This window comes from Actinomadura livida (genome assembly GCF_014648675.1).
Lineage (GTDB): Bacteria > Actinomycetota > Actinomycetes > Streptosporangiales > Streptosporangiaceae > Spirillospora > Spirillospora livida.
This window is the reverse complement of sequence record NZ_BMRO01000021.1, coordinates 33588-55378: the sequence shown is the minus strand read 5'-3', so window position 1 is coordinate 55378 and position 21791 is coordinate 33588. Positions and strand designations below refer to the sequence as shown.

Genomic DNA, 21791 nt, shown 5'->3' with positions numbered 1-21791 from the left:
CTTGAACGACCCCCCGCACCCCCGGAAGGTTTTTCGCGTGACCGCTGTGCCGACGATCGGTGTACTGGCCCTGCAGGGCGACGTGCGCGAGCATGTGCGCGCGCTGGAGGCCGCCGGGGCCCGCACCCTGCGCGTGCGCCGCCCCGACGAACTGGAGCGCGTCGACGGGCTCGTCCTGCCCGGCGGCGAGTCGACCACGATGTGGCGGCTGGCGCGCTCGTTCGAGCTGCTGGAGCCGCTGCGCAAGCGGATCGAGGCGGGCCTGCCCGCCTACGGATCCTGCGCCGGCATGATCATGCTCGCGGACCGCATCGTGGACGGCGCGGCCGGCCAGGAGACGGTCGGCGGGATCGACATGACCGTCCGGCGCAACGCCTTCGGCCGGCAGGTCGACTCGTTCGAGTCCGGCGTCGCGCTGACCGGCATGGGGGACACGCCGTACCACGCCGTTTTCATCCGCGCTCCCTGGGTGGAGTCCGTCGGGGACGGCGTCGAGATCATCGGACGCGCCGACGGCGGCCCGAACGCCGGTAGGATCGTCGCCGTCCGCCAGGGGCGCCTCATGGCGACCGCGTTCCATCCGGAGTTGACAGGCGATTTCCGCGTGCACCACTACTTCGCCGATCTGGTGCGCCGGACCACAGAGGAGGAGTGACAGATGTCCGGCCATTCCAAGTGGGCGACGACGAAGCACAAGAAGGCGGCCCTCGACGCGAAACGGGGCAAGCTCTTCGCCAAACTGATCAAGAACATCGAGGTGGCGGCCCGTACGGGCGGCGGCGATCCGGACGCCAACCCGACCCTCTACGACGCCATCTACAAGGCGAAGAAGAACTCCGTCCCCAACGACAACATCGAGCGCGCGCGCAAGCGCGGCGCCGGTGAGGAGGCCGGGGGCGCGGACTGGCAGACCATCACCTACGAGGGCTACGCGCCCGGCGGGGTCGCCGTCCTGATCGAGTGCCTGACCGACAACCGCAACCGCGCGGCCTCCGAGGTCCGCGTCGCCCTCACCCGCAACGGCGGCTCCCTCGCCGACCCGGGCTCGGTGTCCTACATGTTCAACCGCAAGGGCGTCGTGATCGTCCCCAAGGCGGGCACCAGCGAGGACGACGTGATGCTCGCCGTCCTGGACGCGGGCGCCGAGGAGGTCAACGACCTCGGCGACGACAGCTTCGAGGTCGTCAGCGAGGCGGGCGACCTGGTCGCGGTCCGCACCGCGCTGGTCGACGCCGGGATCGACTACGAGTCGGCCGAGAGCAAGTTCCTGCCGAGCGTCACGGTCCCCCTGGACGAGGAGAACGCCAAGAAGGTCTTCCGCCTCCTGGACGCCCTTGAGGACTCCGACGACGTCCAGGAGGTCTACGCCAACTTCGACGTCTCCGACGACGTCCTCGCCACCCTGGACTGAGCCCCGGCCCACCGCCCATCACCCCTGGCCACTTCCAGAACACGCCCGCCGCGCCCTCCACGATCCGGCCCCGTGTTGGTAGCGTTGGCGGCCGAACAAGTGATCGAAGGAGTGGCCTTGCGGGTGATGGGGGTGGACCCCGGGCTCACCCGGTGCGGGGTCGGGGTCGTCGAGGGCGTCCCGGGCAAGCGGCTCCACCTGGTCCACGTGTCCGTCGTGCGGACCGACCCCGACGACGAGGTCGCCCTGCGGCTGCTGGGGATCGAGTCGGGCATCGAGGCGCTCATGGACGAGCTGCGCCCCGACGCCGTCGCCGTCGAGCGGGTGTTCTCGCAGCACAACGTCCGCACCGTGATGGGCACCGCGCAGGCCGCCGGCGTCGCGATGCTGGCGGCCGCCCGGCGCGGGCTGCCCGTCGCGCTGCACACCCCGAGCGAGGCCAAGGCCGCCGTCACCGGCAACGGGCGGGCCGACAAGGCCCAGGTCACCCGGATGGTGACCAGGCTCCTGTCCCTCGACACGGCCCCCAAGCCCGCGGACGCGGCCGACGCGCTCGCCCTGGCCATCTGCCACGTGTGGCGCGGTGGTCCGCGGCAGCGGCTCGCCGCGGCGCAGCGGTCCCGGATCGAGGAGGCGGCCAGGGCCGAGCGCGCGCGGCTCGCCGCCCGGAGCAGAGGAGGAACCGTCAAGTGATCGCCTTCGTCAGCGGCCGGGTGGCCGCCGCCGGGCCCGACGGCGCGGTGATCGACGTGCACGGCGTCGGTCTCTCGGTGCAATGCACCCCCGCCACCCTGGCCGGGCTGCGGGTCGGCGACGAGGCGACGGTGCCGACCTCGCTCGTCGTCCGCGAGGACTCGCTCACCCTGTTCGGGTTCGCCGACGACGACGAGCGCACGGTCTTCGAGCTGCTGCAGACGGCCAGCGGCATCGGCCCACGGCTGGCGCTGGCGATGCTGGCCGTCCACACCCCGAACGCGCTGCGGCACGCGGTGGCGAGCGAGGACGTCACCGCTCTCACCAAGGTCCCCGGCATCGGCAAGAAGGGCGCCCAGCGCATCGTCCTGGAGCTCAGGGACCGCCTGGGCGGCCCGGTCGGCGACGGCCCCGGCGGCGTCCGCGCGCCCGCCCGCGCCGAACCGTGGCGCGAGCAGGTCCAGATGGGCCTGATCAACCTGGGCTGGTCGGCCAAGGACGCCGACGCGGCCGTCGACGCCGTCGCCGCCGACCTCGACGGGAGCGGCGACACCCCGCCCGTCGCGGCGCTGCTGAAGTCCGCCCTGCGGAAGCTGAGCAAATAATGGGCGGCGAGCTGGAGGGTGTGGAGGGTCCGCCCCCCGCGAGGGGTGCGGCCGAGCCCGAGCGGCTCGTGTCGGCGGACGCGGACGGGGCCGAGGAGCAGCGGATCGAGGCCGCGCTGCGGCCCCGCAAGCTCGGCGACTTCGTCGGGCAGGAACGGGTGCGCGAGCAGCTGTCGCTGGTGCTGCAGAGCGCGCTGCGCCGCGGCCGGACGCCCGACCACGTGCTGCTGTCGGGCGGGCCCGGCCTCGGCAAGACCACCCTCGCCATGATCATCGCGGCGGAGCTGGGGCAGCCGCTGCGCATCTCCTCCGGTCCCGCGATCGAGCGGGCCGGCGACCTCGCCGCGGTGCTGTCCACCCTCGCCGAGGGCGAGGTGCTCTTCCTGGACGAGATCCACCGGCTGGCGCGGCCCGCCGAGGAGATGCTCTACATGGCGATGGAGGACTTCCGCGTCGACGTCGTCGTCGGGAAGGGCCCCGGGGCGACCGCGATCCCCCTGGACATCGCGCCGTTCACGCTGGTCGGCGCCACCACCCGCGCCGGGATGCTGCCCGGCCCGCTGCGCGACCGGTTCGGGTTCGTCGCCCACATGGACTTCTACGACGCGGCCGAACTGGAGATCATCGTCCGGCGGTCGGCGAAGCTGCTGGGCGTGGAGATCGGCGACGACGCGGCCGCCGAGATCGCCGGGCGGTCCCGCGGCACGCCCCGCATCGCCAACCGGCTGCTGCGCCGCGTCCGCGACTACGCCGAGGTCCGCACCGACGGGACCGTCACCCAGGAATCCGCGCGGGCCGCCCTCGCGTTGTACGAGGTGGACGAACGGGGCCTCGACCGGCTCGACCGCGCCGTGCTGGAATCGCTGATGCGCAAGTTCGGCGGCGGGCCGGTCGGGCTGAGCACCCTCGCCGTGTCGGTGGGGGAGGAGCCCGAGACCGTGGAGGTCGTCGCGGAGCCGTTCCTGGTGCGCCAGGGGCTGCTGGCGAGGACGCCCCGCGGCCGGGTCGCCACCGCGGCGGCGTGGGCCCACCTGGGCCTCGCGCAGCCGCCGACCGCGCCGATGGCGGGGACGCTGTTCGACGTCGACGGGGACACCGGCCGGCCCGGCGAGTGATCATCCCGGTAACGGGTTGGGAACTTCCCGGCGTCGCCGGACGTCACGTCGTTGCCGGGGTCTGGCGTACTCTCTAGACTCCGGGACTTGGTTCACCGCCTCCAGCCGGCGGTCCCGTTGCACATGACCGGTCCGGTCACCAGGCTGGGCCAACGACATCGGAAGGATGCCCCAGTGATGGGCGGCGACATGATTATCGCGGCGGAGTCGGGCGGCAGCGGGGCCTTCAACCTGCTCCTCCTCCTCGCCATTCCCCTGGTCTTCTACTTCCTGCTCATCCGGCCGCAGAGCAAGCGCCGGAAGGAGCAGCTGCAGCTGCAGAACTCCATCGAGCCCGGTTCGCGGGTGCTGACGACGAGCGGCATGCAGGCCACCGTCGTCGACGTCGACGACGACGGCCTCCTGCTGGAGATCGCGGAAGGCGTCGAGGTCCGCTTCGTCAAGCAGGCCGTCATGCAGGTCCTCAAGGACGACGTGTCCGACGACCTCGACGAGGACGACGAGGACGAGGACGACGAGGGCACCGACCGCGTCGACCTCGCCAAGGACGACGCAGGCGAGCAGGACGGGGCCGCCGGCGAGACCGAGGACGAGGACGGCAAGGCGGGCGAGACCGCCGCGGCCGACGAGCCCGAGCCCGAGGACAAACCCAAGGGCCGCGCGAAGGTCAAGGCCACCGGCAAGTCCGGCGCCTGACGCCGCGCCGGTCAGGGCACGAGGCCGGCGGGACCCCCGCCGCCGGCACCGGCCGGCTTGAGTAGAAGACGTACCAGACGTATTAGACGAGAACGGCGGCGGAGCGAGTCCGCCGCCGTCTTCGTCTGCGGCCCCGGACGCGGAACCCGGCGGAAACGACGCGGAGGCAGGTAGGAGCGCATGGTGGACCTCGCAAAGCTGATCCGGGAGCGGATCCGCGACGTGGACGACTACCCCAAGCCCGGGGTGGTCTTCAAGGACATCACCCCCCTGCTGGCCGACCACGTCGCGTTCGCCGGCGTGGTCGACGCGATCGTCAACCACCACGGCCGCGGCACCATCGACAAGATCGTCGGGATCGAGGCCCGCGGGTTCATCCTCGCCGCGCCCGTCGCCTACCACTTCGGCGCGGGGTTCGTCCCGGTGCGGAAAAAGGGGAAACTGCCGTCGCGGACCGACGCGGAGACCTACGATCTCGAGTACGGGACCGAGACGATCGAGATCCACCTCGACGCGCTCGACTCCGGAGACCGTGTGCTGATCGTCGACGACGTCCTGGCCACGGGAGGGACGGCCAGGGCCGCCGCCGATCTCGTCCGCCGCAGCGGCGCCGAGGTCGCCGGCCTGTCGGTCCTCCTCGAACTGTCGTTCCTGCACGGGCGCGACAAGCTGCGGAATATGGACGTCCATTCGCTGGTTACGGTCTAGTACGAAAAGGGCGCCGGATACACTGGCGCCCATCAGGGACCGGTGGGGACGGGCGCATCCCGCGGGGCGCGATGATCATGCGCCCGGATGGATCGAGGAGGCTGGGTGCCCGGTGAGGTGGTATCGACCGACGCGGTGAACGACGCCGTCCGGGCCGCCGAGACCGGCCCGGTGGCGGAGACCGCGGAAGAGCGGGCCGCGCGGGGTTCCGACCCGTCCGGCGCGCCACCGCCACGCCGCACCGCGCGAGCCGGGGCACCGGCCGGCCGGCCCGCCGCCGGAGCGCCCGCGGAGCCGCCCTCCGAACCGTCCCGGGCGTCCGCGAAGAAACCCGGGGCGCCACCGCGCCCCCCCGCGACCGACGCTCCCGCCCAGGCTCCCGCCGCCCCGGCCCCTGACGAGCAGGCCCCCGAGGAGCAGGCTCCCGGAGCCCAGACCTCCGGCGAGCGGGCCGCCGAAGACCCGGCTTCCGGAGAGCAGGCCCCTGATGAGCCCGCCGTACCGTCCAGGCCCGCACAGGCCACGATCCCGCCATCTGCCGCCCGGGTGCGCCGAAGGCTCGCCAGGCTGGGCGCCCAGCGCGGCCCCGCTATGAACCCGGTACTCGAACCACTGATCAAGACGGTCCGCAACACCCATCCCAAGGCGGACCTGCGGCTCATCGAGCGCGCCTACGACGTCGCCGCCCACCACCACCGGCACCAGAAGCGCAAGAGCGGCGACCCGTACATCACGCACCCGCTCGCCGTCGCCACCATCCTCGCCGAGCTCGGCATGAACACCGAGACGCTGTGCGCGGCGCTGCTGCACGACACCGTCGAGGACACCCCCTACACGCTCGACCAGCTGCGCGCCGACTTCGGCGACGAGATCGCCGCGCTCGTCGACGGCGTCACCAAGCTCGACAAGGTCAAGTACGGGGAGGCCGCCGAGGCCGAGACCGTCCGCAAGATGGTCGTCGCGATGTCCCGCGACATCCGCGTCCTGGTGATCAAGCTCGGCGACCGGCTGCACAACATGCGCACGCTGCGCTACATGCCGCGGCACAAGCAGGAGAAGAAGGCCCGCGAGACCCTGGAGGTGTTCGCGCCGCTCGCGCACCGCCTCGGGATGAACACGCTGAAGTGGGAGCTGGAGGACCTCGCGTTCGCCACGATGTACCCCAAGCGGTTCGACGAGATCGCCCGGCTGGTGTCCGAGCGCGCCCCGCGCCGCGACGTCTACCTCCAGGAAGTGATCCAGTTCGTCTCCGCCGACCTGCGCGACGCGCGGATCAAGGCGACCGTCACCGGGCGCCCGAAGCACTACTACTCGATCTACCAGAAGATGATCGCGCGGGACGTCAGCTTCGACGACATCTACGACCTGGTCGGCATCCGGGTCCTCGTCGACAGCGTCCGCGACTGCTACGCCGCCCTCGGCACCATCCACGCGCGGTGGAACCCGGTCCCCGGCCGGTTCAAGGACTACATCGCGATGCCGAAGTTCAACATGTACCAGTCGCTTCACACGACCGTGATCGGCCCCGGCGGCAAGCCCGTCGAGCTGCAGATCCGGACCTGGGGCATGCACCGCCGCGCCGAGTACGGCGTCGCCGCGCACTGGAAGTACAAGGAGGAGACGGTCGCCGGGCGCAAGGCCGGTGACATGCAGTGGCTCCGCCAGCTCCTCGACTGGCAGAAGGAGACCGCCGACCCCGCCGAGTTCCTGGAGTCGCTGCGGTTCGACCTGTCGGTCTCCGAGGTGTTCGTGTTCACGCCGAAGGGCGACGTGATCGCGCTGCCGCAGGGCGCGACCCCCGTCGACTTCGCGTACGCGATCCACACCGAGGTCGGGCACCGATGTATCGGCGCCCGTGTCAACGGGCGCCTCGTCCCCCTCGAATCGACCCTGGACAACGGCGACACCGTCGAGGTCTTCACCTCCAAGTCGCCGGACGCGGGCCCGAGCCGCGACTGGCTCGGCTTCGTCAAGAGCGCCCGCGCCCGCAACAAGATCAAGCACTGGTTCTCCAAGGAGCGCCGCGACACCGCGATCGAGTCCGGCAAGGACGCCATCGCCCGGGCGATGCGCAAGCAGAACATGCCGCTGCAGCGGATGATGTCCGGGGAGGCGCTGCTCGCCCTCGCCCGCGACATGCGCTACCCGGACGTGTCGTCGCTGTACGCGGCGGTCGGGGAGAGCCAGGTCTCCGCGCAGCACGTCGTCCAGCGGCTCGTGGACGCCCTCGGCGGGGTGGAGAGCGCCGAGGAGGACCTCGCCGAGCTGGCGCTGCCGACCCGCCGCAAGCGGACCCGTCCCGCGGGCGACCCGGGCGTCGTCGTGGCCGACGACCCCGACGTGTGGGTGCGGCTGTCGCGGTGCTGCACCCCGGTGCCGGGCGACGAGATCGTCGGGTTCGTCACGCGCGGGCACGGCGTCTCCGTCCACCGCGCCGACTGCGCGAACGTCGCCAGCCTGAAGTCGCAGCCCGACCGGCTCATCGACGTGAAATGGTCCCCGGGGGAGGACTCGGTCTTCCTGGTCGCCATCCAGGTCGAGGCCCTCGACCGTCCCCGGCTGCTGTCGGACGTGACCCGCGTGCTGTCCGACCAGCACGTCAACATCCTGTCGGCCTCGGTCACCACGACCCGCGACCGCGTCGCCGTCAGCCGGTTCACGTTCGAGATGGGCGACCCGAAGCACCTCGGCCACGTCCTGAAGGCCGTCCGCTCCATCGACGGCGTCTACGACGTGTACCGGACGCCGAGCGGCGCCGCCCGCTAGGGACGGCGCCCGCCACGCACCGTTTTCCGCCGGTCAGGCCCCGGCGGCCTCGGTCTTCTCCTCGGGGTCGACGTCGACACCGGCCTCGGCGCGCTGCCGCGGCGTGATCGGCGTCGGCGCGGCCGTCAGCGGGTCGTAGCCGGACGCCGCCTTCGGGAAGGCGATCACGTCGCGGATCGAGTCCTGCTTGGACAGGAGCATGACCATCCGGTCCCAGCCGAACGCGATGCCGCCGTGCGGGGGCGGCCCGAACTTGAACGCCTCCAGCAGGAACCCGAACTTCGACTCGGCCTCCTCCTTCGACATGCCCAGCACGTCGAACACCCGCTGCTGCATCTCCGCGCGGTGGATTCGCAGCGAACCGCCGCCGATCTCGGTGCCGTTCAGGACGAGGTCGTAGGCGTTCGCGAGCGCGCCGCCCGGGTCGTCCTGGAAGGTGGCGGCGAACTCCGCCTTCGGCGCGGTGAACGGGTGGTGGACGGCCGTCCAGCCGATCTGCTCGCCCTTGTCGTCCTCGACCGGCTCGAAGACCGGCGCGTCGACCACCCACACGAACTTCCACGCCGACTCGTCGATCAGCTCGCGGCGGCGGCCGATCTCCAGCCGGGCGGCACCCAGCAGCTCCTGCGTCGCGTGCCGCTTCCCGGCGCCGAAGAAGATCGCGTCGCCGATGCCGGCGCCGGTCTGCGCGGCGAGGCCCTCCTTCTCGGCGTCGGAGAGGTTCTTGGCGACCGGGCCGCCGAGCGTCCCGTCCTCCTGGACGAGCACGTACGCGAGGCCGCGGGCGCCGCGGGCCTTCGCCCAGTCCTGCCAGCCGTCCAGCTCCCGGCGGGTCTGGGACGCGCCGCCCGGCATGACGACCGCGCCGACGTACGGGGCCTGGAACACCCGGAACGACGTGCCCGCGAAGTACTCGGTCATGTCGGTGAGCTCCAGGCCGAACCGCAGGTCGGGCTTGTCGGAGCCGTACCGGGCCATCGCGTCGGCGTAGGTGATGTGGGGGATCGGCCGGGGGATCTCGTACCCGCCGATCTCCTTCCAGAGGCGGGAGACGAGGTCCTCGGAGACCCGCAGGACGTCGTCCTGGTCCACGAACGACATCTCGATGTCGATCTGGGTGAACTCCGGCTGCCGGTCGGCGCGGAAGTCCTCGTCCCGGTAGCAGCGGGCGATCTGGTAGTAGCGCTCCAGCCCGCCCACCATGAGCAGCTGCTTGAACAGCTGCGGCGACTGCGGCAGCGCGTACCAGTGGCCCGGCTGCAGCCGGACGGGGACCAGGAAGTCGCGGGCGCCCTCGGGCGTCGACCGGGTCAGCGTCGGGGTCTCGATGTTGACGAAGCCGTGCTCGCGCATCACCTCGTGCACCAGGAACGACGCCTCGGAGCGGACCTTCACCGCCCGCGCGACGGCGTCGCGGCGCAGGTCGAGGTACCGGTACTTGAGCCGGATCTCCTCGTTGACGTTGACGTCGCCCTCGATGGGGAACGGGAGCGGCGCCGCTTCCGACAGCACCTCGATGTCGGCGGCGGCGACCTCGATGTCCCCGGTCGGCAGCTCGGGGTTCTCGTTGCCCTCCGGCCGGACGCGCACTTCCCCGACGACCTTCACGCAGTACTCCGAGCGCAGGTCGTGGGCGGCGTCCTCCTCCCGGAACACGACCTGGGCGGTGCCGGAGGCGTCGCGCAGGTCGATGAAGGTGACGCCGCCGTGGTCGCGGCGGCGGCCGACCCAGCCGGCCAGCGTGACCTGCTGCCCGGCGTGCTCCTTGCGGAGCGTCCCCGCCTCGTGGGTGCGGATCATTTCGAGAGCCTTTCCTTCAACGTCGTGACGATGGCGGGGAGCGGGACGGCGGCCTGCTCGCCCTCGGCGAGATCCTTGACCTGGGCGACGCCGTCGGCGATGTCCCGCTCCCCGAGGATCACGGCGTAGCGGGCGCCCGAGCGGTCCGCGTCCTTCATGGCGCCCTTGAGCTTCTTGCCGCCGAACGCCATGTCGGCGGCGATCCCGGCCCGGCGCAGCTCGTCGACCAGCGCGAACATCCGGCGCTCGGCCGCTTCGCCGAGCGCCACCCCGAACGCCTCGCAGCGCGGCCGGGCGGCGACCGCGGCGTCCCCGGCCTCCGGCGCCTCGGCCTCCAGCGCGAGGACGGTGCGGTCCAGGCCGAGCCCGAACCCGATGCCGGGCAGCGGCGGGCCGCCGATGTCCTCCGACAGCCCGTCGTAGCGGCCGCCACCGCCGATGCCGGACTGGGCGCCGAGCAGCGGGTGGTCGAACTCGTAGGTCGTCCGGGTGTAGTAGTCGAGCCCCCGGACGAGCGTGGGGGTGTCCTCCCACGTGATGCCGAGGTCGCCGAGCAGCTCGCGGACCTGGTCGTGGTACGCCTTGCACGCCGGGCACAGGTGGTCGGCCATCAGGGGCGCGTCCGTGAGCTGCTCGCGCACCTGGGGGCGCTTGTCGTCCAGCACCCGCAGCGGGTTGATCTCGATCCGGGCGCGGGTGTCCTCGTCGAGGTCCAGGCGGCGCAGGAACTCCTGCAGCAGGGCCCGGTACGCGGGACGGCACTCCTTGCAGCCGAGCGAGTTCAGCAGCAGCCGCACCCGGGTCAGCCCGAGGGAGCGGTACCAGTTCCACGCGATCGCGATCGTCTCGGCGTCGACCCGCGGGTCCTCGCTGCCGATCGCCTCCAGGTCGAGCTGGTAGAACTGCCGGTAGCGGCCCTGCTGGGGCCGCTCGGCGCGGAACGCGGGCCCCGTCGTCCACACCTTCACCGGCAGCGCGCCCTTGTGGAGGTTGTTCTCCAGGACCGACCGCAGCACCGACGCGGTGAACTCGGGACGCAGCGTCAGCGAGCGGCCGCCCCTGTCCTCGAACGTGTACATCTCCTTGGAGACCACGTCGGTGGACTCCCCGACACCGCGCCTGAACAGGTTGGTGTCCTCGAAGACGGCCAGCTCCAGGTAGCCGTAGCCGGCGAGCCGCGCCTGATCGGCGAACGCCTCCCGGATGGCGTAGAAGAGGTCCGCGCGCGGCGGAACGTATTCACTGACCCCCTTGGGGGCCCGGAAACTCGAACTCATGGTCTTTAGGCTCAGAATCCCTTGCCGGGGCCGTCCGCGGGAGCCGTCGAGCCCTTCAGGGGGGACGACCCCCCTGAACCCCCCGGCAAAAGCCCGGTGAGGAATGGGTTGGTAGCGCGCTCGCGGCCGATTGTGGTCTGTGTCCCGTGGCCGGGCAGGACGGCCGTCTCGTCGGGCATGGAGAGGCACACCCGCGACAGGCTGGCGAGGATCTCCTCGTACGACCCGCCCGGCAGGTCGGTGCGTCCGATCGAGCCGGCGAACAGCAGGTCCCCGGTGAACATCACGTCCGGGATCTGCTCCGTCTTCGGCGTCCGGAAGGCCACCGACCCGGGGGTATGGCCCGGCGCGTGGTCGACGGTGAAGCTCAGCCCCGCCAGCTCCAGCACCGCCCCGTCGGCCAGCTCCTGCACGTCGTCCGGCTCCGTCAGCTCCAGGCCGCCGAACAGCTGCTGCCCGGCGCCGAGCGACAGCCCCTTCGCCGGATCGCTGAGCAGGTCGCGGTCGTCCGGGTGGATGTAGGCGGGGACGTCCTTCGCGCCGCAGACGGGCGCCACCGACCACACGTGGTCGAGGTGGCCGTGCGTCAGCAGCACCGCGACCGGCTTCAGCCGGTGCTCGCGCAGGATCTCCTCGATCCCGCCCTCGGCGTCCTCGCCGGGGTCGATGATGACGCACTCCTCACCCGCGGCGGGCGCCACGACGTAGCAGTTCGCGGCGAAAGATCCGGCGGGGAACCCGGCGACGAGCACGGTCGTCCTTCCTTAGAACCAAGTCGGGTGGCCTGTCCGAGGGTACCGGCGCGGCCGCGGCCACCGCGAACGAGATCGCCGGGTCGCCGTGTCGCGTCCCGCCGCCCGGCGCCCCCGCCGCCTGAGCGCTCGCTGAAAGCCGGGACGCGTTCGACTCCGGGGGCCGCTACTATGCGCTGCACGTTCACCTGATCACATCGGAGGAGCAGCCCGTGGCGGGGAAGGACCGCAAGAAGCAGCTCGCGCGTGCGCGCTACGAGCGGCAGGAGCAGCAGCGGGCTCAGCAGGCGGCGCGGGCGCGCCGCCTCAAGGTCGTGGGCTCGGCCGGCGCGGTGGCCGCGATCGTCGCCGGCGGCGCCGCGATCGTCGCGTTCACCGGCGGGGACGACGAGTCCGAGGCCGCCGCGAAGGCGTCCGCGACCCCCCAGGTCAAGCCGGGGGAGTGCGCGTACAGGCCGGCGAAGGTGCCGGGTGCCCCCAAGGGCCTCGGGACCCCGCCCGTCAAGCCGGTCCACAAGGGAACGGTGAAGGCGACCGTCAAGACCAACCACGGCGACGTCGTGCTGGAACTGGACGGCGAGAACGCGCCGTGCACCGTCAACTCCTTCGCGTTCCTGGCCGAGAAGAACTTCTACGACAAGACCGACTGCCACCGGATGACCAGCGGCGGGCTCAACGTCCTGCAATGCGGCGACCCGACCGGGGAGGGCGCCGGCGGGCCGGGCTACCAGTACGCCAACGAGAACACCGAAGGCGCCCAGTACAAGGCGGGCACGCTCGCCATGGCGCACAGCGCGCAGCCGGACTCCAACGGCAGCCAGTTCTTCATCGTCTACAAGGACTCGCAACTCTCGCCCGACTACACCGTCTTCGGGAAGGTCGCCAAGGGGCTGGACGTCATCCAGGAGATCGCCAAGGGCGGGTCGGAGCCCGACGGAGACGGCGAACCCAAGAAGAAGGTCACGATCCGGGACGTCTCGATCGCCGGGAAATAGGCGAACGGGATACTAAGGTGTGGAGGGTCCGGTGGCTGGGAAAGCATCCGGACCCGCGATTCAGGAGGCAAGGGTGTCCAGCGCGACCGATCCCTGGGGCCGGGTGGACGAGGACGGCACCGTGTACGTCAGGACGTCCGACGGTGAGCGCGTCGTCGGGTCCTGGCAGGCCGGTGCGCCCGAAGAGGCCCTGGCCTACTTCAAGCGCAAGTACGACGCGCTCGTCACCGAGATCGGCCTGCTGGAGCAGCGGGTCCGCACCACCGACCTGCAGCCCGCGCAGGCGCAGCAGAGCATCGACCGGCTCCGCGAGGCCGTCGCCGACGCGCACGCCGTCGGCGACCTCGACGCCCTCGCCCGGCGCCTCGACGCCCTCACCGAGCTGGTCGGACGGCGCCGCGAAGAGGTCAAGGCGCAGCGCGAGCAGCACCGCCACGAGGCCCGCGAGGTCAAGGAGCGGATCGTCGCCGAGGCCGAGCGGATCGCCGCCGAGGAGACCCACTGGAAGAACGGCGGCGAGCGGCTGCGCCAGCTCGTCGAGGAGTGGAAGGCCGCCGACCGCATCGACCGGCCCACCGAGACCGCGCTGTGGAAGCGGCTGTCGTCCGCCCGCAACGCCTTCACCAAGCGCCGCAAGGCGTACTTCGCCACCCTCGACGACCAGCGCGAGGAGTCCCGCAGGGAGAAGGAGCGCCTCGTCGCCGAGGCCGAGGCCATGTCCGGCTCGACCGACTGGGGCGAGACGGCCGCCGCCTACCGCGACCTGATGCGCCGCTGGAAGACCGCCGGGCGCGCCTCCAGGGACGCCGAAGAAGAGCTCTGGGCCCGCTTCAAGGGCGCCCAGGACACCTTCTTCCAGGCCCGCAGCGCCGCCTTCGCCGAACGCGACGCCGAGTTCCGGGGGAACGCCGCCGAGAAGGAGAAGATCCTCGCCGAGGCGGAGCGGCTGCTGCCCGTCAAGGATGTCCGACAGGCCCGGCAGGCGCTGCGCAGCGTCCAGGAGCGCTGGGAGGCCGCAGGCATGGTCCCCCGCGACCAGCGCGACCGCCTCGAAGGCCGGCTCCGCAAGATCGAGGAGACCGTCCGGGCCGCCGAGGAGAACGAGTGGCGCCGCACCAACCCCGAGGCCCGCGCACGCGCCGAAGCCACCGTCACCCAGCTGCGCAACTCCATCGACCAGCTCGAGAAGCGCCTCGCCAAGGCCCGCGACGCCGGCCGTGAGAAGGACGTCAAGGAAGCCGGAGAGGCCCTGACCGCCCGCCGAGCCTGGCTCGAAGAGGCTGAACGCACCCTCGCCGAATTCTCGTGATCTCCCAGGGGGGCGACCCCCTGGAACCCCCGTTGCGCACGGCGCGCCGTTTCCCGATCCGCTGGCGCGTCTCGTGAAACGGCGCCCCGTGCGGCGGGTCGTGCGACCTCCGGCCGCAGCACGACCTCCGGCCGCACGACCCGTGGGGTGATCATGCGGGTCGGCGTGTCCCTGGCGAGCCCCTCCAAGACCGTTGGAACTCGTGCCCTCAGATTGAGGGGGTGGGCGTGCGGTGTCGTTATGCCCGGTGGAGTCAGAAGGTTCGGCCTAGGAAGGCCAGGAGGCGGGTTTGTTCGTCCGCGCCTTTCTGGGGGCGTTGCGGGGGTGCCAGGTGGCCGGTGGTTCTCAGGTGCGCGGCGACTACCTGGGCGGTGGCGAAGGCGTGGTGGACGAGGTCCGGGTCAAGGCGGGACGGCTGGTCCGTGGCCTTCGCCAGGTCCCAGGCGTGCACCAGCGGCTCCAGGATGTACGCCTCCAGGTAGTCGGCCAGGGGCAGCTCGCCCAGCCCGCCGAACGGGATGGGGCGGGCCAGGGCGTCGGCGGTGAGGGCGGCGGCGCACTCCTTGCGCGCCGTCCGCCAGCTCATCAGGACGTCGCCGGGGACGAACCGCGCCGGGTCGCGGGTGATGTCGGGCTCGGGCCGCCCCTCCGCCAGCGCCATGATCAGGTACTGGCCGCCGGTCACATGGCCGGCGACGTCGCGGGCGGTCCAGTCCTCGCAGGGCGACGGCGCGTCCCAGCCGTCCCGGGGAGTGCCGGCCACCAGGCCCTCGAACAGATCGAGGGCCCGGTGGTAGCCGCTGAGGTTCGGAGCCATGGTCGTCAGTGACCCGCGATACGGCCGCCCTGTCAAGCGCTATCGCGAAGGTGGCCCGGCGCCCCTCACGCCTCGGGGGCGCCCCGCTCGCGGAGCATCGCGTTCATCTGGCCGATCTCCGCTCGCTGGCCGTCCACCATCGTCCTGGCGAGCCGCTGCACCCGGTCGTGGCCGCTGAGGGTGAGCACGGCCTCCGCCATGTCCACGCCGCCGCGGTGGTGGGCGATCATCAGCCGCAGGAACCGGACCTCCGCGTCCTCGCCGGACGCCTTCTCCAGGTCGGCGAGCTGATCCCGCGTCGCCATGCCCGGCATCGCGCCCGCCCCGCCGCCGTGGCCCGCGTGGCCGGCCATCCAGCGCATGGGGCCCGCCGGGTCGGTCTTGGGCAGGCCCCACTCGTCCAGCCAGGCGGTCATCATGCCGATCTGGGCCTGCTGGGTGTTGATGATGTCGTAGGCCAGCAGGCGGACGTCGCGGTCGTCCGTGCGGTCCCGGACGATGAACGACATCCGCACGGCCTGGGCGTGATGGGTGCTCATGTCGCGGGCGAACCCGGCCTCGGGGCCGTTGGTGCCGGGTGCGCCGGAGCGGAGCATGTTCACCGCGATCAGCGTCAGGCCCGCCAGGAGGATGAGGGCCGCCAGGACGACGGTGGGGCGCCGTCCGCGGGTCATGGTGTGTCCTTGGCGCCGTCGCATGGTGCGCCGGGCTCCGGTGTCTGCGGGCCCTTCACGAAGGCGCGGAGGAACTCGTCCACGCGCGGGTCTGCGGCGTCCTGCAGCTTGAGCTGCTTGCCCCAGGCGCTGAGCGCGATCGGGGCGTCCAGGGACGGGTACGGGCTCATGAACGTGTAGTCGGTGCCGGTGACCCTGGTCTGCAGCGCCTCGAGCTGGTCGGCGGGGAGCCCGGGACGGTAGGCGATCCAGACGGCGCCGTGCTCAAGGGAGTGCACCGCGTTCTCGTTGCGGAGCGGTGCGTCGTACACGCGGCCGTTGCAGTTCTGCCAGGCGCCGTCGTGCTCGCCGCCCATCGGCGGGTCGGTCTCGTACTTGACGGTACCGGTGACGTGGTCGCGGCTCAGGTCGTCCTTGGTCACCAGCCCGGCGATCGACTCGTCGGCGGACGACCTGGACTGCATGAACGCGTAGCCGATGGCGACGAACGCCACCAGCCCGATCACGGTGAAGAAGGCGATGGTGCCCCAAGGCACCTGCGTCTCGGTGAGCGCGTTCTTGGGGCGGGCGTTCTTGCCGCGGGGGTTCGTGTTGCGGGCGTTTCTGTTGCGGGCGCTCTTGGACATGCGAGGGGTCCTCTCGGGTGCTGTGGACGGCTGTGCGGAACTGCCGCGGCGCCGGGGGCGCCGCGGTGGCCTTGCGGCCGGTCCTCTACAGCCGGAGCACCTGGAGGGAGTGCCGTGGGACGGGGACGCGCCTGCCCTCGGGCCGCAGGACGACCGCCCAGCCTGCGCGGGCGGGCAACCGGAAGGCCGGACGCCCGGAACCGGCGGCGAGGCCCAGCAGCAGGAGGGTGAACAGCACGGCCAGGCACAGGCACGCGTTCAGCGGGACATCCGGCTGCCCCTGCTTCAGTGACGAGTGGTCCTTCAGGGGCGCGCTCACCGCTTGCTCGGTGCAGACGCGGGACACGGGCGCATGGCCCAGGCCGTAGCTGAAGACGAGCCCGCCCACGACGAGGAGGATCACGAGCAGCCCGGCCGGCCCGTACCGCCGCCGCGGGGTCGTACCGGCCACCGTCACGCTCCTGTATCCGCCTTCCGGGCTGTTCCAACGCCACAGCCGGTTCGCGGGTTCCCGGGTTCCCCGGGCCGGGAGTGTCCGCACCGCCGGATAATGTCAGAGCGTGACCAGCAGGGCGGAATCGGGTGAGCCGGAGGGCCTTTTCGACGCGCCGGCGGAGGCGGGGAGGGCCCCGGAGGCCGCCGCGGCGCCGGTGTCCCGGGCCGCGGCCGGTACGGGAGCTGCGCAGCCCCTCGCGGTGCGGATGCGTCCCCGCGGGCTGGACGAGGTCGTCGGACAGGGGCACCTGCTCGGCCCCGGCACCCCCATCCGGCAGCTCGTCGACCGGGACGTGCCGATGTCGCTCGTCCTGTGGGGGCCGCCGGGCACCGGCAAGACGACCCTCGCCACGGTCGTCAGCCACGTCACGTCCCGGCGCTTCGTGGAGATCTCCGCGGTCAGCGACGGCGTCAAGCGCGTCCGCGCCGAGATCGACCTGGCCAAGCGCGAGCTGGGCATGACCGGGCGGCAGACCGTCCTGTTCGTGGACGAGGTCCACCGCTTCAACAAGGCGCAGCAGGACGCGCTGCTGCCCGCCGTGGAGAACCGCTGGGTCTCCTTCATCGGCGCCACCACCGAGAACCCGTTCTTCTCCGTCATCAGCCCGCTGCTGTCGCGGTCGCTTCTGCTCACCCTGGAGCCGCTCGGCGAGGACGCGCTGCGCGAGGTGATCCGCCGCGCGCTCGCCGACGAGCGCGGCCTGGCCGGGGCGGTCGCCCTGGACCCGGCGGCCGAGGACCACCTCGTCCGGCTGGCCGGCGGAGACGCGCGGCGCGCCCTCACCTACCTGGAGGCCGCCGCCCTGGTCGTCGAGGACGGCGCCGTGATCGACGCAGGCGTCCTGGAGAAGGCCGTCGACCGGGCCGCCGTCCGCTACGACCGCGAGGGCGACCAGCACTACGACGTCGTCAGCGCGTTCATCAAGAGCATCCGCGGCAGCGACGTCGACGCGGCGCTGCACTACCTGGCCCGCATGATCGAGGCCGGGGAGGATCCGCGCTTCATCGCCCGGCGGCTGATCGTCCACGCCAGCGAGGACGTCGGCATGGCCGACCCGACCGCGCTGCAGACGGCCGTCGCGGCGGCGCAGGCGGTGGAGTTCGTCGGCCTGCCCGAGGCGCGCATCAACCTCGCCCAGGCGGTCATCCACCTGTCCCTGGCGCCCAAGTCCAACGCGGTGATCATGGCCGTGGACGGGGCGCTCGGCGACGTGCGCAAGGGCCTCGCGGGGCCCGTCCCCGGGCATCTGCGCGACGCGCACTACAAGGGCGCGGCGAAGATCGGGCACGGGCAGGGCTACAAGTACGCCCACGACCACCCCGGCGGGGTCGTCCGGCAGCAGTACGCGCCCGACACCGTGGACGGACGGGAGTACTATCGCCCGACCAAGTACGGTGCCGAGTCCAGGTTCACCGAAGTGCTCGCACGGATCCGCTCCGTCCTGCGCGGTACCGCGGACCGGCGGTGACCAGACCCTGACCCGGCCTGTGGTCCCGGCATAGGGGCCGGTCGACCGGTAAGGTCTGTCTCTGGCCACATGCCCGGCCCCGAGCCGAACTCACGCGAACGGAAAGCCCTGATGCTCACTGGTGGACAGTTGGCAGGTCTCATCGTGGCGGTGTTCTGGGCGGTGCTCGTCTCGTTCATCGCGCTCACCCTGCTGAAGCTCTCCCGCCTCCTCGGCGAGGCGACCAAGGTCGTCCACGACATCGGCGACCAGGCGGGCCCGCTGATGAACGACATGACCAGGACGGTCAAGCGCGCGAACGAGCAGCTCGGCCGCACCGACGTCATCACCAAGCAGGTGGCCGGCGTCACGCAGAACGTCTCCGCCGTCACCACCGTCATGACGTCGGTGGTGGGCGGCCCGCTGGTGAAGGCCGCCGCGTTCTCCTACGGGGTCCGCAAGGCCCTCGGCGGTCGGGACGGCGACGCAGAGCCGGGCAGGCCGCAGTTGCAGGCGCGCTCCTCGGGCAGGGGACGCAGATGAGGCGGCTGTTCTGGCTCTCGGTCGGGGCGGGCGCGGGCGTCTACGTCTCGCACCGCGTCAAGCGCCGCGTCGTCCGGATCGCGCGCGCCTGGTCCCCCGAGGGGGTCGCGGCGCGGGCGGTGTCCACCGGGCAGGGCGCCGGCGAGCGGTTGAGGCATTTCGCCTCGGACGTGCGTACCGAGATGCGTGCCCGTGAAGAGGAGTTGCGCGAGGCCGTCCGCATGGACCAGGCTCCGCCGGACGCCGAGCTGCCCGGCCACCGGGGTTCCGGTCCACGCCGGGTGCTCAAGGCGCGATACACGATCATCGAGAACGACAAGGATGGCCACTGATATGGAGTCGGCAGAGGTCGCACGCCGCTTCCTCACGTTCTTCGAGGAGCGCGGGCACCAGGTGGTGCCCTCGGCCAGCCTCGTCGCCGAGGACCCGACCCTGCTGCTGGTGAACGCCGGCATGGTCCCGTTCAAGCCGTACTTCCTCGGCCAGCGCACCCCGCCGTCGCAGCGGATGACCAGCGCGCAGAAGTGCGTGCGGACGCCGGACATCGAGGAGGTCGGCAAGACCACCCGGCACGCGACGTTCTTCCAGATGCTGGGCAACTTCTCCATCGGGGACTACTTCAAGGAGCAGGCGATCCCGTTCGCCTGGGAGCTGCTGACCCGGCCGCGCGAGGACGGCGGCTTCGGGTTCCCCGAGGAGAAGCTGTGGGTCACGGTCTTCGACGACGACGACGAGGCCCAGAGCATCTGGCATGAGAAGGTCGGCGTCCCCCTCGACCGCATCCAGCGGCGCGGCATGGAGGACAACTTCTGGTCGATGGGCGTTCCCGGCCCGTGCGGGCCCTGCTCGGAGATCTACTACGACCGCGGCCCCGCGTACGGGCGCGAGGGCGGGCCGGTCGCCGACGAGGACCGCTACCTCGAGGTGTGGAACCTCGTCTTCATGCAGTTCGAGCGGGGGCCGGGGGACAGCAAGACCGACTTCCCGATCCTCGGCGACCTGCCCGCCAAGAACATCGACACCGGCATGGGCCTGGAGCGCATGGCGGCGATCCTGCAGGGCGTCGACAACATCTACGAGACCGACACCCTGTGGCGCGTCCTGGACCGCGCCGCCGGGCTGACCGGCGCCCGGTACGGCCGCGACCGGCGCGCCGACGTGTCGCTGCGCGTGATCGCCGACCACGTCCGCAGCGGGACGATGATGGTCGCCGACGGCATCCGCCCCGGCAACGAGGGCCGCGGGTACGTGCTGCGCCGCATCCTGCGCCGCTCCATCCGCAACCTGCGGCTGCTCGGCGGCCAGGACGCGGGCCTCATGCACGAGCTGACCGACGTCGCGATCAAGGCGATGGGCGAGCAGTACCCCGAGCTGGTGCGCACCGCCGCGAACATCCACACCGTCATCGACGCCGAGGAGGACTCGTTCCTCCAGACGTTGCGCACCGGCACCGCCATCTTCGACACGGCGGTCGAGGAGGCCAGGCGGTCCGGGGGCCGCACGCTCGCCGGCGACCAGGCGTTCAAGCTGCACGACACCTACGGCTTCCCGATCGACCTCACCCTGGAGATGGCGTCCGAGCAGGGCCTCCAGGTGGACGAGGAGGGCTTCCGGCGCCTCATGCGCGAGCAGCGCGAGCGCGCCAAGAAGGACGCCCGCGACAAGCGGACCGGCAACCTGGACGTCTCCGTCCTCGACGAGCTGCTCACCGGCGCCGGCGGCGAGGTCGACTTCATCGGCTACGGCCACCTGCGCGGCGACGCCCGCCTCGTCGGCCTGCTGGTCGGCGGCGCGAACGCGCCCGCGGCCGGGGAGGGCACCGAGGTCGAGGTCGTCCTCGACCGCACCCCGTTCTACGCCGAGGGCGGCGGGCAGCTCGCCGACCACGGCGTGATCAGGCTCGGCAACGGCGCGGTGGTCGAGGTGACCGACGTGCAGGCGCCCCTGCCCGGCCTCATCGTGCACCGGGGGCGCGTCCTCAGCGGCGAGGCCCAGGCGGGCGACTCGGCCCACGCCGAGGTCGACGTGGAGCGGCGCCGGGCGATCTCTCGCTCGCACACCGCGACCCACATGGTGCACGCCGGGTTCCGCCGCGCGCTCGGCGAGTCGGCGGCGCAGGCCGGGTCGGAGAACTCGCCGGGCCGGTTCCGGTTCGACTTCACCGCGTCCGGCGCCGTCCCCGCCGGCGTGCTGCGGGACGTCGAGGACGAGGTCAACGAGGTCCTGGTCGGCGACCTGGACGTCCGCGCCTTCCACACCTCGATCGACGAGGCCCGCGCGATGGGCGCGCTCGCGCTGTTCGGCGAGAAGTACGGCGACGAGGTCCGCGTCGTCGAGGTCGGCGACTACTCCCGCGAGCTGTGCGGCGGCACGCACGTCGCCCGCTCCGGGCAGCTCGGCCTGATCAAGGTGCTGGGCGAGTCGTCGATCGGCGCCGGGGTCCGCCGCGTCGAGGCCCTCGTCGGCATCGACGCGTTCCGCTTCCTCGCCCGGGAGAGCGTGCTGGTCGCGCAGCTCGCCGAGCAGCTGAAGGCGCGCAAGGAGGAGCTGCCCGAGCGGATCTCCGGGGTCGTCACCCGGCTCCGCGACGCGGAGAAGGAACTGGAGAAGCTCCGCTCCCAGCAGGTCCTCGCCATCGCGGGCTCCCTCGCCGACACCGCCAAGGACGTGGGCGGCATCGCGTTCGTGGGCCACCGCGCCCCCGACGGCACGGGGGCCGACGACCTGCGCAAGCTCGCGGTCGACGTCCGGGGGCGGCTCGTCGCGCGGCCGGCGGTCGTCATGGTCACCGGCGTCCCGAAGGACCGCCCGGTCGTGGTGGTCGCCGTCACCGAGGGCGCACGCGAACGGGGCCTGAAGGCGGGCGCGCTCGTCGGCGTGGCGGCGAAGGCCCTCGGCGGGGGAGGCGGCGGCAAGGACGACCTCGCCCAGGGCGGCGGCGCGAACCCCGCCGCGATCGGCGAGGCCCTCGACGCGGTCGAACGCGCAGTAGGGGCCGCGTGATCCCCGCACATCGGGGTAGAGCGACCGGGGGTCGAAGCGACGAGGCTCGCAAGGGGCG

Annotated in this window: 21 protein-coding genes; 14 read left to right on the top strand and 7 right to left on the bottom strand. The window is 72.1% G+C overall.

Annotated features, from left to right (window positions below; genetic code table 11):
• The first annotated feature begins 37 nt into the window (after positions 1-37).
• The 8 genes from pdxT to IEZ03_RS33980 all read left to right on the top strand — a co-directional run bounded on the left by pdxT (position 38) and on the right by IEZ03_RS33980 (position 7994).
• Positions 38-655: a pyridoxal 5'-phosphate synthase glutaminase subunit PdxT gene (gene pdxT / locus IEZ03_RS34015; RefSeq protein WP_308428016.1), complete on the top strand. Its 618-nt coding sequence runs from the start codon at positions 38-40 to the stop codon at positions 653-655.
• Between the two features lie 3 nt (positions 656-658).
• The gene (locus IEZ03_RS34010; RefSeq protein WP_132043634.1) at positions 659-1411 is read left to right on the top strand and encodes a YebC/PmpR family DNA-binding transcriptional regulator; all 753 of its coding nucleotides are present in this window, start codon (positions 659-661) and stop codon (positions 1409-1411) included.
• A 117-nt stretch (positions 1412-1528) separates the two neighbouring features.
• Entirely contained in the window at positions 1529-2104 is a 576-nt protein-coding gene (gene ruvC, locus IEZ03_RS34005; RefSeq protein WP_132043636.1) for a crossover junction endodeoxyribonuclease RuvC, read from the top strand.
• Positions 2101-2709 carry a Holliday junction branch migration protein RuvA gene (gene ruvA, locus IEZ03_RS34000; protein ID WP_184885099.1) on the top strand — a complete coding sequence of 203 codons (609 nt, stop codon included), beginning with the start codon at positions 2101-2103 and terminating at the stop codon, positions 2707-2709. Before ruvC ends, ruvA begins: the two co-directional genes overlap by 4 nt.
• Positions 2709-3824 (top strand): Holliday junction branch migration DNA helicase RuvB, encoded by a 1116-nt coding sequence (gene ruvB, locus IEZ03_RS33995; protein ID WP_184885097.1) that lies wholly within the window; start codon positions 2709-2711, stop codon positions 3822-3824. Before ruvA ends, ruvB begins: the two co-directional genes overlap by 1 nt.
• A gap of 177 nt (positions 3825-4001) precedes the next feature.
• Positions 4002-4520 (top strand): preprotein translocase subunit YajC, encoded by a 519-nt coding sequence (yajC, locus tag IEZ03_RS33990; RefSeq protein ID WP_184885095.1) that lies wholly within the window; start codon positions 4002-4004, stop codon positions 4518-4520.
• A 180-nt stretch (positions 4521-4700) separates the two neighbouring features.
• On the top strand, positions 4701-5228 hold the full coding sequence (locus tag IEZ03_RS33985; protein ID WP_184885093.1) for an adenine phosphoribosyltransferase: 528 nt from the start codon (positions 4701-4703) through the stop codon (positions 5226-5228).
• 591 nt (positions 5229-5819) lie between these two features.
• Positions 5820-7994 (top strand): RelA/SpoT family protein, encoded by a 2175-nt coding sequence (locus IEZ03_RS33980; protein ID WP_184890679.1) that lies wholly within the window; start codon positions 5820-5822, stop codon positions 7992-7994.
• Positions 7995-8027: 33 nt separating this feature from the next.
• Here the strand turns inward: IEZ03_RS33980 and aspS are convergent, their stop codons facing one another.
• The 3 genes from aspS to IEZ03_RS33965 are packed head-to-tail and all read right to left on the bottom strand — an operon-like array spanning position 8028 to position 11823.
• Positions 8028-9794, bottom strand: a complete 1767-nt coding sequence (gene aspS, locus IEZ03_RS33975; RefSeq protein ID WP_184885091.1) for an aspartate--tRNA ligase — start codon at positions 9792-9794, stop codon at positions 8028-8030.
• A complete protein-coding gene (gene hisS, locus IEZ03_RS33970) occupies positions 9791-11071 on the bottom strand; it encodes a histidine--tRNA ligase (protein WP_184885089.1) in 1281 nt (426 codons plus the stop codon). The genes aspS and hisS overlap by 4 nt, the downstream gene beginning before the upstream one ends.
• Before the next feature lie 11 nt (positions 11072-11082).
• On the bottom strand, positions 11083-11823 hold the full coding sequence (locus IEZ03_RS33965; protein WP_184885087.1) for an MBL fold metallo-hydrolase: 741 nt from the start codon (positions 11821-11823) through the stop codon (positions 11083-11085).
• Between the two features lie 212 nt (positions 11824-12035).
• On the opposite strand from IEZ03_RS33965, the gene IEZ03_RS33960 reads away from it, so the two are divergent.
• Together IEZ03_RS33960 and IEZ03_RS33955 are read left to right on the top strand one after the other, a co-directional pair.
• Positions 12036-12818: a peptidylprolyl isomerase gene (locus IEZ03_RS33960; RefSeq protein WP_184885085.1), complete on the top strand. Its 783-nt coding sequence runs from the start codon at positions 12036-12038 to the stop codon at positions 12816-12818.
• 73 nt (positions 12819-12891) lie between these two features.
• The gene (locus IEZ03_RS33955; protein ID WP_184885084.1) at positions 12892-14127 is read left to right on the top strand and encodes a DUF349 domain-containing protein; all 1236 of its coding nucleotides are present in this window, start codon (positions 12892-12894) and stop codon (positions 14125-14127) included.
• 253 nt (positions 14128-14380) lie between these two features.
• Here IEZ03_RS33955 and IEZ03_RS33950 read toward each other — a convergent pair whose 3' ends face one another.
• The 4 genes from IEZ03_RS33950 to IEZ03_RS33935 form a co-directional block, all read right to left on the bottom strand.
• The gene (locus IEZ03_RS33950; protein WP_184885082.1) at positions 14381-14944 is read right to left on the bottom strand and encodes a TIGR03086 family metal-binding protein; all 564 of its coding nucleotides are present in this window, start codon (positions 14942-14944) and stop codon (positions 14381-14383) included.
• A gap of 65 nt (positions 14945-15009) precedes the next feature.
• Positions 15010-15618 (bottom strand): DUF305 domain-containing protein, encoded by a 609-nt coding sequence (locus tag IEZ03_RS33945; protein WP_229808747.1) that lies wholly within the window; start codon positions 15616-15618, stop codon positions 15010-15012.
• Positions 15615-16244, bottom strand: a complete 630-nt coding sequence (locus tag IEZ03_RS33940) for a thioredoxin-like domain-containing protein (RefSeq protein ID WP_184885078.1) — start codon at positions 16242-16244, stop codon at positions 15615-15617. The genes IEZ03_RS33945 and IEZ03_RS33940 overlap by 4 nt, the downstream gene beginning before the upstream one ends.
• Before the next feature lie 85 nt (positions 16245-16329).
• On the bottom strand, positions 16330-16695 hold the full coding sequence (locus IEZ03_RS33935; RefSeq protein ID WP_184885076.1) for a hypothetical protein: 366 nt from the start codon (positions 16693-16695) through the stop codon (positions 16330-16332).
• A 250-nt stretch (positions 16696-16945) separates the two neighbouring features.
• On the opposite strand from IEZ03_RS33935, the gene IEZ03_RS33930 reads away from it, so the two are divergent.
• From IEZ03_RS33930 to alaS, 4 genes are all read left to right on the top strand, one after another.
• Complete coding sequence (locus IEZ03_RS33930) at positions 16946-18208, top strand: replication-associated recombination protein A (RefSeq protein WP_221481430.1); 1263 nt, start codon at positions 16946-16948, stop codon at positions 18206-18208.
• A gap of 111 nt (positions 18209-18319) precedes the next feature.
• Positions 18320-18730, top strand: coding sequence for a DUF948 domain-containing protein (locus IEZ03_RS33925; RefSeq protein WP_132050376.1), 411 nt, complete (start codon positions 18320-18322; stop codon positions 18728-18730).
• Complete coding sequence (locus IEZ03_RS33920) at positions 18727-19062, top strand: hypothetical protein (protein ID WP_184885072.1); 336 nt, start codon at positions 18727-18729, stop codon at positions 19060-19062. Before IEZ03_RS33925 ends, IEZ03_RS33920 begins: the two co-directional genes overlap by 4 nt.
• A gap of 1 nt (position 19063) precedes the next feature.
• Positions 19064-21733 carry an alanine--tRNA ligase gene (gene alaS / locus IEZ03_RS33915; RefSeq protein ID WP_184885070.1) on the top strand — a complete coding sequence of 890 codons (2670 nt, stop codon included), beginning with the start codon at positions 19064-19066 and terminating at the stop codon, positions 21731-21733.
• The last annotated feature ends 58 nt before the right edge of the window (positions 21734-21791 follow it).